Origin of the sequence: Catellatospora methionotrophica, from assembly GCF_011297335.1 — a bacterium.
Lineage (GTDB): Bacteria > Actinomycetota > Actinomycetes > Mycobacteriales > Micromonosporaceae > Catellatospora > Catellatospora methionotrophica.
Genome location: NZ_JAAOTJ010000002.1, coordinates 346,962 through 362,030, shown reverse-complemented (window position 1 = coordinate 362,030; position 15,069 = coordinate 346,962). Strand labels below are relative to the sequence as shown.

Sequence of the window (15,069 nt, the reverse complement as noted above, 5' to 3'; positions counted from 1 at the left end):
CGTCAGCGGGCAGCGGTGCAGGCGTCGGTGACGGTCCTGGCCCAGACCTCGGGGTGGGTGGACCAGAAGTCGTGCGGCACGCCAGGCACGGTGGACAACGTCCCACGCGGAACGAGTGCGGCCAGCTGGGCCAAGGGCCACGACGGGCGGATGTCGTCACCGGCGGCGATGAAGAGCATCGGGACCTCGCAGACGGCGAGCCGTCGCCACAGGTCGGGGCGGTGGATCCACGTGGTGAACGAGTCGCCGAGTGCCGCGTGCACCTCGGGAACCCACTCGACGTCGACGACGGGTTCTGTTGCCTTACCGGCTTCGTACGCCTCGGACCAGGTGCGGTCACGCTGAGGACCCCTACCGGCGATGCCGACCACCGCGGCCACCGCAGCCGGATGCTCGACCGCGTAGCGGACGCCGAGGTCGCAGCCCCACGAGTGGCCGACCACGATCCAGGTGCGGACACCGACCGCCGCTCGGATGCCTTCGAGGTCGGCGATCGCCTCTTCCATGGTGTGCGGGCCACCGCCCGACCGGCCGACACCTCGCGGTTCGGGGTACCAGGCGCGGTGACCCAGCGGCGAGATCTCTTCCCGTTCCAGGTACTGCACGCAGCCGGGCCCGCCCGTCAGCACGACGACGTCGGGTCCACTCCCCGTCACACCGACGTGCAGCGCGGCATCTCCGACCTGCACCATCCGCGACTCCATGTCCGCGAACGCTACCAACATCCGGCGGGCCGCCACCGCACCTGACGATCGCCGGTCGGACATCTCCGTGAACAGTGCAGCCCGTCCGCTGAGGGGCTGCACTGTTCACGAGAGGCGGTAATCAGAAGAGCAGGCTCCACAGCGCGTAGGGCACCGCGCAGCTGCCCTGGATCAGGGCGGTGCCGGGATCCTTGCCCGGACGGGACAGGCACTTGCCGGTGGCCGCGTTGGTGAAACGCAGCGCGTTGCCCGAGCCGTTGCCGCTCCACCGCTGCGTGGACGCGCCGTTGCAGGTGAGCTGCTGCACCGGCGATCCGGTCGACGTGCCGACCGCGGTCAGGCACTTGCCGCTGCCGAAGTTGCTGATCCGGTACGTCCCGGTGACGATCTCGGTCACGTTCCACAGCTGGAGGTTCACGTCGGTGCAGATCTCCTGGGTGGCAGCCGAGCCGTCGGCGAAGTCGGGAACGGCGACGCAGGTGCCCGCCGACTGGCTCTCCAGGAAGATGGCGGTCCACGACGCGGCGTGCGCGGGGACGGCCGGCACTGTCACGGCGGACAGCGCCACCAGGGCAGCCATCAGCGCTTGGATGGAACGTCGAATCATGGATGCCTCCCGCTAGGAACCGACACGTCAGCATCTTAGATTGAGACTCCTCAATTCGATAGATGCCCGTCAGCATGGCGTAGGTGCGTTCGGGCCACCCGGCGGCGATGGTGAAGACGCCCTGCCCGGTGGGCGGTCTCCACCATCGCCGCGAGGGCCTAGCCGCGCCTGACGGTCACGTCGTACTGCACGCCGCCGATGTCGGTCGGCTGCGCCCCCGCATGGCCAGGCCCGAACTGGGTGACCGTGATCGGGAAGACCGTCGAGGCCGGTTGGGCCGCGGTGAAGTTCAGCAGCACCTGTGGCCGTTCACCGGGATTGATCCTTATCCCGGCGATCCGGGCCGTGGCCAGGTCGAGGATCTGGATCTTGGTGCCGCCGATCGGCCGGATGGCGGTGCCCTTGGCTCCGGCCTGCTGCCAGCGCTGGAACAGCTGGCCGCCGAGGTCCACCACCACCTTGCCGCCGACGTTCTCGAAGCGCCGGTCCGCGCCCTGGCCGAAGACCAGGTCGTTGTCGGTCGGCACGTTGGCCACGTTGCCGACCGCGAACGGCACGGTGGTGCCGGTGCTGGTCCCGGCGTTGACCGGGATCGGGGCGACGTTGTGCCAGGAGATGTTGTTGTTGGCGGTCGTGTTGGCGACCGTGTTGGGGCCCTCGAACGTCATCGGGTCGGTCGGCGAGACCCAGCGGCTGAGCAGGCAGAAGTGCGCGCCCGGGGCGGGGCCGTCGTCGGGCACGCCGACCCACGGGATCGTGATCGTGGTGACGCCCGGCGACGCGGGGACCGCGACCGAGCCGATCGAGGTCCAGTCGGCCGGCCACTGGGCAGCGCCGCCGAGCAGGGTCCAGTACACGTTCATGGTGCCGTTGCTGACGCCGGTTCCGTAGGGTCCGGGCACATTGAGGGTGATGAAGACGTAGGCCGTGCCGCCGACGGTCAGCGGCTGGTCGGAGGCGCAGCCGAGCGCGGTCGCGCAGACCTTGATGTCGGGGCTGGCCCAGAACGGCAGGCCGGACGGGTTGGGTTCGAGGCCGATGTCGCCGACCTGGTCACGGGTGAAGGCGTCGGTGCGGGCGGCGGCCGCCGGGGCCGCCACTGTGTCGCTGCCCGCGACGGCGACACCGGCCGCCGAGACGACGACCAGGGCGGCCACGGCGGCGGCGACGGCCAGGCGCAGGCCCGACCGGCGCCGTGGCCGATCTTCTGTGTTCATGCGGCTCCTCCTGCCAGGTGCTGCGCCGGCATCCGCCAACGCATTGAGAGACTCCTATCAGCCGATGGTTGTCACCTGGCTGCGAGACGGTTGTCGCTCATGTCGATCACCACCTATCCTCGACACAGAGATAGGTGAACATGACTGTCTGCGTTCGCGCGGCCGCGAAGGAGGCCCAGTGCCACCGACCAGACCAGCCCCCGCTGAGCCGCCGCCATCCATCCGCCTGCTCGGCCCGATCGAGGTGACCGGCCCGAGTGGCCAGGCTGTGTTCACCGGCAACCGCCAGCCCGCGCTCGTCGGGCTGCTGGCTCTCGGCGCGCCCGACACGGTGTCGCGGACCTGGCTGATCGACGGCCTCTGGGGCGACCAGCCCCCACGCACCGCCGTGCGGACCCTGCACAGCCACATCGCCCGGCTCCGGCAGGCACTCGACGACTGCGGGCTGACCGGCCTGGTCCACACCAGCGACTCCGGCTACCAGCTCAGTATCGACCCCGCCGCCGTCGACACCCACCGCTTCGAACACCGGGTGCGGCAGGCCCGTGTCGCGCTGGCCGAACGCGCCGACACCACCGCCGCCACCCAGCTGCGCCACGCCCTGGACCTGTGGCGCGGCGACGCCTTCGCCGGTGCCGAAGCCCACGGCTGGGCCGCCGGCGAACTCGTCCGGCTCGAAGAGGTCAGGCTCGCCGCGTACTGCGACCTGTGGGACGCCGAACTGCGCCTGGGCCGCCACAGCGCCGCCGTCGGCGAGCTGCAGGCCCTGCTCGCCCGGTATCCGTTCCACGAGCGGCTGGTCGGGATCACCCTGCTCGCCCTGTACCGGTCCGGCCGGACCAGCGACGCGCTGAACCTCTACCACCTGCTGCGCGCCCACCTGCGCGAGGAACTGGGCGCCGAGCCCAGCGCCGAGCTGGCCGTGCGCTACGTGCAGATGCTGCGCCGCGATCCCGCCCTCGACCACCACGATCCGTCGACCCCGCCGGGACCGTCGTCCCCGGCGCCGTCGCCGCTGAGCCGGCCACGCCCGCGACCGGCCGAGCTGCCCGCGCCGGTGGGGCATTTCACCGGACGCGGCGACGAGCTGGCGCAGCTCGACGCCGTGGCCGCCGACCCCGGCGTCCGCGTGGTGGTGATCTCCGGCGCGGCGGGCATGGGCAAGACCGCGCTGGCCGTGCACTGGAGCCACCGGGCCGCCGCGGACTTCCCCGACGGGCAGGTGTTCCTGGACCTGCGCGGACACGACCCGGCGGTGGCTCTCTCGGCCGCCGCGGCGCTGGAGCACGTGCTGGCCGGACTGGACCAGCCCGACCCCGGCGGCCGGGCCGACGGGACGGACCGGGCCGGGCTGTACCGGACCCTGACCCGCGAGCGCCGGATGCTGATCGTGGCCGACAACGCCGGCACCGTCGCGCAGGTTCTGGCGCTGGTCCCGGCGAACAGCACGACCCTGCTGGTGGTGACCTCCCGCCACCGGCTCACCGCGCTGAACACCCATCATGCGGTCAAGGCCGTCACCCTCGACGCGCTGCGCCCGGACGAGGCGATGGCGCTGCTCGACCGGGTGCTCGGCGCGCAGCGCACCGGACGCGAGCCGGACAGCGCCGCGCAGCTGGCCGAGCTGTGCGACCGCATCCCGCTGGCGCTGCAGATCGCCGCGGCCAAGCTCAGCTCCCGGCCGCTGCGCGACATCGCCGACCTGGCCGAGGAGCTGTCCACCGGCGAACGGCTCGACGAGCTGTCGGTGGAGGGCGACTCCCGCAACCTGCGGGCGGTCTTCGCGTCCACGTACGACGTTCTGGAACCGGTCACCGCTCGGGTGTTCCGGGCACTGGGCCTGCATCCGGGCGTCACGTTCTGCGCGTCGCTGGCCGCGTCGGCCGCCGGTGCCACACCGGCCCTGGCCAGGCAGGCGCTGGACGAGCTGGCCGCCGTCCACCTGGTCACCGAGGTCGCCAACGGCCGCTACCGCTTCCACGACCTCATCGGCCTGTACGCCCGCGAATGCGCCCAGCGCGGCGAGTCCGAGCAGGTCCGCGCCGCCATCATGGACCGGATCCTGGACTGGTACCTGGCCGTCGCCGACGCCGCCAACAAGATCGTCGACCGTGGCCGGGACCGCGTCCGTGTCACCGTCGCCCATCCCCCGGCCCTGCTGCCGTTCCCGGCCGAGCCGGAGCGGGCGCTGTCGTTCCTCGACGGTGAGCGCGACAACCTGGCCCCGATCATGACGTACGCGATCGAGCACGGCCGCCCCGACACGGCCTGGCAGATGACCTACCTGGTCACCGGCTTCTTCGACTCGCGCGGTCACTGGCGGCGGCGCATCCAGCTGTGCCGGCTGGGCCTGGCCGCCGCGCAGGCCGCCGGTGACCCGGTCGCTGAGGGCCTGATGGGCAGCGGGCTGGGGGTGGCGTACCTGAGCAACCGCAGCTTCGACGACGCGCTGACCGTCCTGGGGCAGGCGCTGCAGGTGCTGCAGGCCCAGGGCGACCGGCGCGGCGAGGCCCACGTGCGCAACAACATCGCGGTGGCACTGGCCGGGGCGCGGCGCTTCCCCGAGGCCGTCGACGCCTACGGGCAGGCCCTGGCCCTGCACCTGGCCGAGGGCAACCGGCTCGGTGTCGCCCTGACGCTGAGCAACCTGGGCGACGCGTACGTCCGCATGGGCCGGGCCGACCTGGCCCTCGACCACCTCGGCCGCGCCCTGGCCGCCAGCCGGGAGCTCGGCAACCCCCGGCTGGAGGCGGTGGCGCTGGGCGGCCTCGGCCAGGCCCACCGCGACCGCGGCGAGTGGGAGCTGGCCACCGCCCGGTTCCACGACGCGCTGATCCTGCGGCGCAAGGCCGGTGACCGCCGCTACGAGGCCGAGACGCTGAACAACCTCGGGCTCACCGAGTACGAGCGGCAGCGGTACACCTCCGCCACCGAGCACTTCCGCCAGGCCCTGGCCCTCAGCCGCCAGCAGGCCGACCCGCACCAGGAGGCGATCGCCCTGGCCCACCTCGGCCGGATCGGCCTGGCCGTCGGCGACACCGTGGCGGCCCTCGAACATCTCAGCCTGGCCCTGGCGGCCCGGGAACTGGCCCCCGACCCGCACGAGACGGCGTCGATCCACCGCGATCTGGGCCGGCTCGCCGGACGCTGTGCGAGCGGCGAGCCGGCCGGCGGACTGCGCTGGCATGCCGACGCCGAGGTGCTCTAGCGCGGTGAGGGCCTGATCGTCACCGTCGCCATCGGCCTGACCATCCCGGCGCCGGTCACGCCGAACAGCTCCACACCGAACTTGCGGTCCTCGGTCAGGCCCGGGTTCGGGATCAGCTGGATCGTGATCTCGGCGGAGGCCTGGTTCGGCTGGAGGTACAGCGTTCCCGAGCTGACGCCGACGTAGTCGATGCCGGGGTGGGCCGTCATGGCGACGGTGCGGTAGTGGACGGTGACCGGGTTGCTGCGCGGGGGCACGCGCACCACCACCACGGTGCAGCGTGGCGGCCCTTCCCAGCACAGCGTGTCCAGGGGCTGGACGCAGCCGTTGCAGGGGCCCGGGTTCGGCGACGGACTCAGCAACGGGATGTGGTTCACCGGGCGGGTCGGTGTGCCGGGCGGGGCGGCCGGCAGCAGGGTCGTCACCGTCAGTATCGCGGCGGCGGCCGCGCTGAGCAGTGGCAGGTGTAGCAGTCGTATCACGGGGCGCCTTTTCTGGCCGCCTCTTCTCGCCGTGGCCAGTCCGACGGCGGGTAGGGGACGTCGACGGCCACGGTCAGGCTACGGCGCGGCTGTTGTGAATCGGTTGTGACCGCAGCGCGGCGTTCACCCCGCCGTGGCCGCCTGTGCCGGCACGCTCACGTCCGGGCCGTCGCCGGTGGCGTACACGAACCGGTCCGGCCGCAGCACCGCCAGCCCGCACCGGTGCCGGGCGAACCACGCCGCCAGCCGCCCGTCGGCGTCGGCGACCTCCAGGTAGTCGCCGTCGGCCACACCCGGCGCGTGCCCCGGCGGGCAGACCCGGACGAAACGCACCGGCAGGCCCCGCCAGCGCGGATCCGCGGCCACGTCGGGGCCCACCGCGGGCCCGACGACCGCGAATCCGTCGCCGAGCACGTCGTCCAGCAGCACCGGCCCCGCCCCGCCCGCCGCAGTGACCCGCGGCTGGGGGAACATCGTCCCGGCGGGACGGCCGCCGACGTGCCAGCCGCGGCGGTGCAGGGGCAGCGGCTTGAACTCGAACCGCCGTACCAGCCGGCGCACTCTCGGGATGAGCTGCAGGCCACGCAGGGCCACGTCGCGCAGTTTCGCCCCGGCCCGGCTGCGGGCCAGGAAGATCCGCCCCATCTGCACGGTGATCCGGGCCATCTCCTCGGTGTGCGGGCGGCGCTCCTGCTCGTACGTGTCGAGCAGCTGTTCACCGGCCTGCCCGTGCAGGGCCAGGTCCAGTTTCCAGACCAGGTTGGCCGCGTCGCGCAGCCCGCTGCACAGGCCCTGGCCCATGAACGGCGGCATCTGGTGCGCGGCGTCGCCGAGCAGGAACACCCGCCCGGCCCGCCAGCGTTGCGCGACCAGGTGGTTGAAGGTGTAGACGGCGGCTCGGCGCACCTGGAACCGCTGCGGGTCGACGTACGGCGCGACCAGCTCGGCGACCGCCGCGGGGTGCTCCAGCCGGGCGGCGGTCTCCCCGGCGCGGAGCATGAACTCCAGCCGGTAGCCGCCGTCGGCGGCCGGTGACACGAACGCCGGGCGCCGCCAGTCGCAGACGAACCGGGTCCGGTCCAGCCGCACCGCGTCCGGCGGCAGGTCACCGGACACGGCCAGCCACGGCTCCTCGTACGTGGACCCGCGCAGCCTGATACCGGCCAGCTCCCGGGTGGTGCTGCGGGCCCCGTCGCAGCCGAGCACATACCGGGCCCGGACCTGCCGGGTGTCGCCGTCCAGGTCACTCAGCAGCGCGGTCACGCCGTCGGCGTCGGTGTGCAGCTCCTGAAGCGACACGCCCAGGCGCAGTTCGACGTGCGGGAAGCGGGCGAGCCCGGTCCGCAGCGCGTGCTCCAGCCGGGGCTGGTCGAAGAACTGCAGCGGCGGGTGGCCCAGCCCGAAGTCGACGTCGGACAGGGTGATCTCGGCGAACGGGCGGCCTGCGCCGTCGGTGTAGTCGACCAGACCGGCGGTGCGCATCCCGTCGCGGACCTCGGCGAGCAGTCCCGCCTGCTGGTAGATCCGCAGGGCCTCGTCGTCGCAGGAGAAGGCACGGGGCTGGCCGTGCGGGCCGGGGCTGCGTTCGACCACCAGGGTGGTGACGCCGCGACGGCCGAGCAGGTTCGCGGTGAGCGCGCCGACGGGGCCGCAGCCGACGACGAGCACGTCGACGTCGGCACGGCTTGCGGGGGTGGACACGGGTTCTCCTTCACGGGCGGCTGATCGGGCCCGTCCAGCACATCGCCCGCCCGTGGAGGCGGCGTGGAGGCGACGTGGAGGCCGCGCCTGCACACCCGAGTCCTGGCCGCTCAGCAGGGCGGCGACACCGCCGCGACACGGGCGGCGAGCAGCCGGGCACCCTGCTCGGCGGCGACCGCGGCAGCGGCGGCCAGGCCGGGCACGTCGCCCGTGGCCAGTGCCCGCGCCCGCAGCAACTCCGCCAGGAACACCCGTTCGCCGGTCTGCTCGGCCAGGTCCAGGCCCTGCTGGGCGAGCCGGGCCGCGCCGTCGCGGTCACCGGCGGCCAGGTGCGCGTTGGCCATCGCGCCCAGGGACAGGGTCCGGGTGGCGCGCAGGCCCAGCCGGTACAGGTCCTCGTACGCCGTGCGCATCTGCGGGGCCTGGGTGAGGTCGCCCGCGTACACGGCGGCCCACGCGGCGAACAGCTGCGCCGTGGTGACGAAATGCGGCATGCCGTAGGCCACGCCCAGGTCCCGGAACCGCAGCGCGGCGGCGTGCCCGCGCGGGGCGTCCAGCTCCTGCCACTCCAGCCACGCGGCGTACAGGCGGGCGTTGGCCCGGCCGTAGGGGTCGTCGAGCCGGTCCGCCAAGGCCACGGCCGCCGCCAGGTCCGCCTCGGCGGCCGCCCGGTCGCCGCGCAGCGACCGCACGAGAGCCCGGAAGTTGTACGCGGCGAGCGCGGGCCGGTGGGCCACCTCCCGGCTCAGCGTCCGCGGGTCCATCCCCGACAGCAACCGCGCCGACCGTGTCAGGTGGTCCTCGGCCTCGGCCAGCCGCCCCTGGAAGTAGCAGGCCGCGCCCAGCAGGTAGGAGCCCGCCGCGCGGTGCAGCGGCGCGGCGTCGTCCGCCAGCGGTGCCGCGAGCTCGGCGCAGATCGCGTACTCGGCGCGGTTGGCCGCGAGCTCGCCGAGCATCCACCGGGCCGCGGCCAGGTCCGCGCCGGGCGGCGACTGTCCCAGCAGCTCGCGCGCCCGTACGCACACCCGGTCCACGGCGTCGCTGCCGATCCCGACGGTGACCTGCAGCAGCGCCGCCCGGCGCAACTGCACCGCCAGCTCCTCCCCCGCGGTCCCGCGCTGCCCGGCCAGCAGCGTCGCGGCGACGTCGAGGTGCGCGGCCGCGTCCTGGTACGCCAGCCGCCTGGTCGCGGCGTCGGCGGCCCGCAGCAGCCAGCGCAGGTGATCGTCGGTGTGGCCGAGGCCCGCCGCGTGTCCGAAGTGGTACGCGATCTCGGCCGGGGCCGCCCCGCCGAGCCGCTCCAGCGTCGCGGCCAGGCGCGCGTGCAGTGCGGCGCGTCTCGGCGGGGCGAGGACCGCGTAGCCGACCTCGGCGAACAGCGGATGGGCGAACCCGACCCGGCCCGGCGCGGTCTCCACGACCAGCCCGGCCGCGTACGCGCCGAGCAGCGCACCGGCCGCCTCGGCCGCGCTCACGCCGAGCACGGCGGCCAGCAGCGGCACCGCCAGGTCGTGCCCGGCGACGCCCAGCACGTCCAGGTGATCCCGTGCCGGGCCCGGCACGGCGTCCAGCCGCAGGCGCAGCGTGTCCCGTACGGTCGGCGGCAGTTCGCCCGCGCCGCCGTGCCGCAGCAGCTCGATCGCGAAGAACGGGTTGCCCCCGGTCCGGCCCGCCAGCGCCGCGAGGGCTTCCGGCGACGGGTCGGCACCGGACTCGCGGCGCACCAGCGCCGCGAGCGCCGCCCCGGCCAGGCCCGCGAGGTCCAGCCGGGCGAAACCCGGGGTGCGGGACAGTTCCGCCACGGCCGCGACCAGGTCCGGATCGTGCTCGTACGGCCGCGACGTGGCGGTCAGCAGCGCCCGCGTCGGCGCGAGCGCCCCCGCCAGGTAACGCAGCAGCAGCAGCGAGTCCGGGTCGGCGGCGTGCAGGTCGTCGAGCACCACGAGCAGCCCGTGCTCACGGGATGCGGCGTCGATCAGGCCCGCCACCGCCTCGTAGAGGCGAAACCGCGCCGCCGGATCGGCCGACGCCTGCTCGGGCGCGCGCGTGCCGAGCGCGGCCAGCGCACCCGCGGCGGCCGCCTCCCCGGCTCCGGGCACCGTGGCCAGTTCCCGGACGACCTGGATCCACACCCAGAACGGCGGGGCCTGTCCCACGGCGGGGCAGCGCGCCCACACCACCGGCACACCGTCCCGGGCGGCGGCCGCCGCGGCGCGAGTGACCAGGGTCGTCTTGCCCATGCCCGCTTCGCCGACCACGAGCGCGCCCCGGCCCGCACCACCGCGCGCCCCGGCGACTGCCACGGCCAGTGCCGCCAGCTCCGCTGCCCGGCCGGGCAGCGCGTCGGACGGCGGCGGGACCGGGCGTGCGGCACCGCCCGGCGAGGCGTCCAGCGACGGGCTCTGCGTCAGGATCGCCAGGTGCGCCGCGCGCAGCCGCTCCCCCGGGTCCAGTCCGTACTCACCCGACAGCAGCTCGTGCGCCTGCGTGTACAGCGCCAGCGCCTCGGCCTGCCGCCCGCCGCGATACAGCGCCACCATCAGCTGCGCGCGGGCGGCCTCCCGCAGCGGATGCTCGGCCACGAACGCCTGCAGTTCAGCCAGCACCCGCACATGCCCGCCCGCGTCGACGGCGGCCACGAGCCGGCCCTCGACCGCCTGCAACCGCAGCCCGGACAGGCGCGCGACCTCCGGCTGGGCGGCGGCCAGCCCGGCGGTGTCGGGCAGCGGGTCGCCGCGCCACAGACCCAGCGCCGCCGCCCACTCGCGTTCGGCGGTGACCGGATCACCGGCCGCGTGCGCGGTGGCGGCCCGCCTGGTCAGCGTCTCGAACCGCGTCACGTCGACGTCGTCGGCTCCGACGACGAGCTGGTAGCCGCCATCGCGGCTGACCAGCACCCGCGGCCCGGCGTCGGCGGTACGGCCGGGTTCCAGCACCCGGCGCAGCCCGGCGATGTGGGTACGCAGCGTCGTCTCGGCGCTGGGCGGGGGCGCCCCGTCCCACAGCGCCTCGGCCAGCCAGCCCGCCGAAGCGAAGTGGTCCGGGCGGATCAGCAGCAGCGTCAGCAGGGCCCGCTGGCGGCCGCTGCCGATGCTCGCCTGTTGGCCGTCGCGCCACACCTGCAGGCGGCCCAGCACACCCAGACGCAGCCGCGCCGCAGCATGGGGGCCGGTCATGAGGCGGGAGGACTGTCCACGGGCGTCATCCTAGGCGGCCGCCCGGCACCGCCCCGTCCCGGCGAACGGAGCGGTGCCGTCCACCGGCGGGACCTGCCGCTACGCGGGTTCGGGGGCGTCGGCGGTGGCCACCGGGTCGGCCAGGAACGCCATCAAGGCCTGCTCGACCTGCCCGTCGACCAGGGTCACGCCGTGGTTGACGGTGGAGCGGATCATCAGCCGCTTGTGCTTGGCGATCGACAGGCCGTACAGCTCCCTGGCGTTGTCGGCGAAGCTGCCGTCCAGGTCACCGGCGACGAGGATGGTCGGCGCGCCCAGTTTCGTGACGGCGGTCAGCGCGTCGGCGTCGTACACGGTCGGGGCGGACAGGGCGATCACCCCGTCGACCGGCGGACTGGTCGCCGCCGACGCCGCCAGGGCGACGGTGCCTCCGCGTGAGGCCCCGATGACGAAGACCCGCTTGACGCCCCCGGCACGCAGGTGCGCGATGCCTGCCTGGGCGACCTCGACGGCGTCGCGGGAGGTGATGTCGGGCGCCAGCGCCCGGTAGCCGCGCTGCGCCAGGATCAGCGCGAACGCGTACCACTGACAGGCCGTGCCGTCGGCCTGGTGCAGCAGGACGACACCGGTGTCGCCCGTGCCCGCCTGGATCGCGGCCGTCATGTCCTGCTCGGCGTCGGTGATCGCGACCACCGGGCTCCGGTCGTCCAGGCAGTCGAGGTCGGCGGTGTCGATCACCCGCTGGCGGGCCACCGCGCTCGGGTCGAGGGGCGGGGGCGTGTCCGTGCCGCAGCCCGCGACGACAGCGAGCAGGACGGCCGCGGCGAGCCCGCGGGTGACGGTCGTGATGGTTCTCATGCCAGTGGATACCGGCGGGACGGCTCGTCAGGTGGGGCGGGCGGCCCGGTGGATCACGATGTGGCCGAGCGTCGCGGTGCGGTCAGGCCGCCACCGCCGCGATGGCGGCGTGCGGCCGGTGGGTGCCGTCGGCGGGACGGTGCAGGCGCTCGATCTCGGTGAAACCGGCCCGCCTCAGCCGGGCGGAGAACTCGTCGACGGGCCAGCGGTAGGCCGTCACGACCTTGTGGTCGAAGGCGTCGATCTCGTCGCCGGAGAAGAAGCCGACGACCAGTCTGCCGCCCGGGGCCGTCACCCGCCGGAACCCGGCGAGCACCCCGTCGAGTTCGGAGGGCAGCAGGTGGATCAGCGAGTACCAGGCCAGGATGCCCGCGATGGTGCCGTCGGCGGCGTCGAGGCTGCTCAGCGACCCGAGCCGGTACGTGCCGTCCGGGTGGGCAGCCCTGGCGTGGGCGATGAACTCGGGGACCATGTCGATGCCGACGGCGTCGACGCCCAGCGACCGGAGATGGCCGGTGTAGTGGCCTGGCCCGCAGCCCAGGTCGAGCACGGTGCCGGGCCGGATCGACAGGTGCCGCCCGATGAGGTCGACGTCCTCGGCGTCCGCTTTACCGGTCGTGCCGAACAGGTCGATGTAGACGGGCGCGACGGCGGAGTAGGCGTCCCGGACCACGGCTGCGTTCACCGCGCGACTATACGGCCAGGTTTGAGATTCGCGTGGCTGGACATGGACGTGCCGGGACGAGGTGCTTGCAGGGAGTGACGATGAGCGACGATATGTTGGTACGTCTGGTGGTGGCGGGCTTTGTGGTGTCGCTGCTGGTCCGCTTCTGGTATGCCGCCCGCCGGACCGAGCCCGCGGCCCCGGTCCGGGTACGCGCCGGGGCGGGCCGCCGCCGGAGCCTGGCCCTGCTGGTCTCTGCGGCCCGTCGCCGGGTCGCCGCGGACCCGTCCTCGCGCCTGCGGACCTTCCGGCCCTCGGGTGAGCGCACCGAGCGGGCGGGCCGCCGCCTGGCGTCGAGCCTGCCCCGGCGGCATGGGGTCGGCCGGCGGCAGCCGTGGGCCAGGCTCGCCCGGCGCGCGACACCCCCGCTGCGCCCCGTGCTCTGAGCGCTCTCGGTAGGGCACGACCGGCACCGGATCGAGCTTGAGCTGCGGCGAATGCCGCGGTGAAGCCGTCCGGGACGGCGGTGAAACCGCGGTGTAGGCGCGGTGGAACCGGCCCGTCGGATGCTGGTCGCCGACCGGTTGACGCCGGTCACGAGGGAGCGATCATGAAGCACATTCCCGCGGTACACGCGGAGGGACTGGTGAAGTCGTTCGGTGACTTCCGCGCGGTCGACGGGGTCGACCTGCACGTCGACCAGGGCGAGATCTTCGGCGTGCTCGGGCCCAACGGGGCGGGCAAGACCACCATGCTCAAGATGCTGGCCACGCTGCTGCCCATCGACGGGGGCCGGGGCGAGATCTTCGGCGTGGACGTACGCCGAGACCCGCACCGCACCCGGCAGCTGCTCGGTGTCACCGGCCAGTACGCCTCCGTCGACGAGAACCTGACCGCGAACGAGAACCTGTGGCTGTTCGGCCGCCTGCAGGGGGTGTCCAGCCGCACGTCACGGGCCACGGCGGCGCAGCTGCTGGAGCAGTTCGGCCTGCAGGAGGCGGCGAACAAGCCGATCTCGCAGTTCAGCGGCGGCATGCGGCGGCGGCTGGACCTGGCCGCGAGCCTGATCACCCGGCCGCCGCTGATCTTCCTGGACGAGCCGACCACCGGCCTGGACCCGCGTACCCGCGGGCAGATGTGGGACACCATCCGCGACCTGGTCGCGGGCGGCTGCACGGTCCTGCTGACCACGCAGTACCTGGACGAGGCCGACCAGCTCGCCGACCGGATCGCGGTCATCGACCGGGGCCGCAAGGTCGCCGAGGGCACTCCCGACGAGCTGAAGGCGTCGGTGGGCAACTCGACCCTGCGGCTGCGGCTGACCGACGCCGCCGACCAGCAGGTCGCGGCCGAGGTCGTCCGCCGCCTGCTGGGTGAGGATCCGGTGCTCAGCCCCGAGTCGGGGCGGATGAACGTGGCGCTGGACGCCGCGGACCGGGCCGCCGACGTGCTCATCAGCCTGCGTCAGGCGGGCATCGGCATCACCTCGGTGAGCGTCGACGCGCCGACCCTCGACGAGGTGTTCCTCGCCCTCACCGGCCACGACACCGGTGACGGCGCCGACCAGTCCGCGGACAAGCAGCTAGAGGTGGCCCGATGACCATGCAGTTGACCCAGCCCGCCCCGGTGGCCGCGCCGCCGCGGCGGCTGACGGCCGATGACATCGCCGGGCGTACGACGTCGCACAACAGCCTGCGCCAGACGATCAGCCAGACGATGTCGATGGCGTGGCGGGCGACGAAGAAGATGCGCCGCAACCCGGAGCAGTTCTTCGACGTCACCATCCAGCCGCTGCTGTTCACGGCGATGTTCGCGTACCTGCTCGGCGGCGGCCTGTCCGGCAGCGTGGAGGCCTACCTGCCGCTGGTGATCCCCGGCATCCTGGCCCAGACCGCGCTGACGGCGTGCATGGCCACCGGCGTGCAGCTGCGCGAGGACATGGAGAAGGGGGTCTTCGACCGGTTCAAGTCGCTGCCGATGGCCCGGATCGCGCCGCTGGCCGGTCCCATGATCGCCGACCTGCTGCGGTACGCCATCGCCTCGACGCTGACGTTCTTCACCGGCATCATGATGGGCTACCGCCCCGGCGGCGGCGCGGCCGGAGTCGTGATGGCGATCGTGCTCACCATGATCGCCGGCTGGTCGCTGGCCTGGGTGTTCACCTGGGTCGGCACCCTGGCCCGCAGCGCGCAGAGCGTCCAGGGCATCTCCATGATGATCATGTTCCCGCTGACGTTCATGTCCAACGCGCTGGTCCCGGTCGAGACCCTGCCGGGCTGGCTCGCCGCGTTCGTGAAGGTCAACCCGGTGTCGTACATCGTCACCGCGACCCGTGACCTGGCCAACGACGGCCAGATCACCGGGCACGTCGGCTGGGCCCTGGTGGCCTGCGCGGCCGTGATCGCGATCTTCGCGCCGCTGTCGGTGAACAGCTACAAGCGCCACCTGTAGG

General features: G+C 73.8%; 12 protein-coding genes. 4 read left to right on the top strand and 8 right to left on the bottom strand.

The annotated features are described in order from the left end of the window. Positions 1-2 precede the first annotated feature (2 nt). The 3 genes from HAV40_RS08890 to HAV40_RS08880 all read right to left on the bottom strand — a co-directional run bounded on the left by HAV40_RS08890 (position 3) and on the right by HAV40_RS08880 (position 2,528). A complete protein-coding gene (locus HAV40_RS08890; protein WP_166380392.1) occupies positions 3-692 on the bottom strand; it encodes an alpha/beta fold hydrolase in 690 nt (229 codons plus the stop codon). Positions 693-825: 133 nt separating this feature from the next. Further along, complete coding sequence (locus tag HAV40_RS08885) at positions 826-1,311, bottom strand: RICIN domain-containing protein (protein ID WP_166380391.1); 486 nt, start codon at positions 1,309-1,311, stop codon at positions 826-828. Between the two features lie 158 nt (positions 1,312-1,469). Further along, on the bottom strand, positions 1,470-2,528 hold the full coding sequence (locus HAV40_RS08880) for a hypothetical protein (protein WP_166380390.1): 1,059 nt from the start codon (positions 2,526-2,528) through the stop codon (positions 1,470-1,472). Between the two features lie 178 nt (positions 2,529-2,706). On the opposite strand from HAV40_RS08880, the gene HAV40_RS08875 reads away from it, so the two are divergent. Continuing rightward, positions 2,707-5,736 (top strand): AfsR/SARP family transcriptional regulator, encoded by a 3,030-nt coding sequence (locus HAV40_RS08875; protein WP_166380389.1) that lies wholly within the window; start codon positions 2,707-2,709, stop codon positions 5,734-5,736. Here the strand turns inward: HAV40_RS08875 and HAV40_RS08870 are convergent. The 5 genes from HAV40_RS08870 to HAV40_RS08850 form a co-directional block, all read right to left on the bottom strand. Then, entirely contained in the window at positions 5,733-6,218 is a 486-nt protein-coding gene (locus HAV40_RS08870) for a Calx-beta domain-containing protein (RefSeq protein ID WP_166380388.1), read from the bottom strand. The two genes, HAV40_RS08875 and HAV40_RS08870, sit on opposite strands and share 4 nt — an antisense overlap. A gap of 123 nt (positions 6,219-6,341) precedes the next feature. Beyond that, a complete protein-coding gene (gene mhpA / locus HAV40_RS08865; RefSeq protein WP_166380387.1) occupies positions 6,342-7,919 on the bottom strand; it encodes a bifunctional 3-(3-hydroxy-phenyl)propionate/3-hydroxycinnamic acid hydroxylase MhpA in 1,578 nt (525 codons plus the stop codon). Between the two features lie 110 nt (positions 7,920-8,029). Continuing rightward, positions 8,030-11,095 carry an ATP-binding protein gene (locus HAV40_RS08860; protein WP_166380386.1) on the bottom strand — a complete coding sequence of 1,022 codons (3,066 nt, stop codon included), beginning with the start codon at positions 11,093-11,095 and terminating at the stop codon, positions 8,030-8,032. A 99-nt stretch (positions 11,096-11,194) separates the two neighbouring features. Next, positions 11,195-11,953 (bottom strand): alpha/beta hydrolase family protein, encoded by a 759-nt coding sequence (locus HAV40_RS08855; protein WP_166380385.1) that lies wholly within the window; start codon positions 11,951-11,953, stop codon positions 11,195-11,197. 82 nt (positions 11,954-12,035) lie between these two features. Then, entirely contained in the window at positions 12,036-12,638 is a 603-nt protein-coding gene (locus HAV40_RS08850; RefSeq protein ID WP_166380384.1) for a class I SAM-dependent methyltransferase, read from the bottom strand. An 80-nt stretch (positions 12,639-12,718) separates the two neighbouring features. Here HAV40_RS08850 and HAV40_RS08845 point away from each other — a divergent pair, with 80 nt between their 5' ends. From HAV40_RS08845 to HAV40_RS08835, 3 genes are all read left to right on the top strand, one after another. Then, positions 12,719-13,063 carry a hypothetical protein gene (locus tag HAV40_RS08845; protein WP_166380383.1) on the top strand — a complete coding sequence of 115 codons (345 nt, stop codon included), beginning with the start codon at positions 12,719-12,721 and terminating at the stop codon, positions 13,061-13,063. A 164-nt stretch (positions 13,064-13,227) separates the two neighbouring features. Continuing rightward, positions 13,228-14,217, top strand: coding sequence for an ATP-binding cassette domain-containing protein (locus tag HAV40_RS08840; RefSeq protein ID WP_166380382.1), 990 nt, complete (start codon positions 13,228-13,230; stop codon positions 14,215-14,217). Further along, positions 14,214-15,068: an ABC transporter permease gene (locus HAV40_RS08835; protein ID WP_166380381.1), complete on the top strand. Its 855-nt coding sequence runs from the start codon at positions 14,214-14,216 to the stop codon at positions 15,066-15,068. Before HAV40_RS08840 ends, HAV40_RS08835 begins: the two co-directional genes overlap by 4 nt. Position 15,069 lies beyond the last annotated feature (1 nt).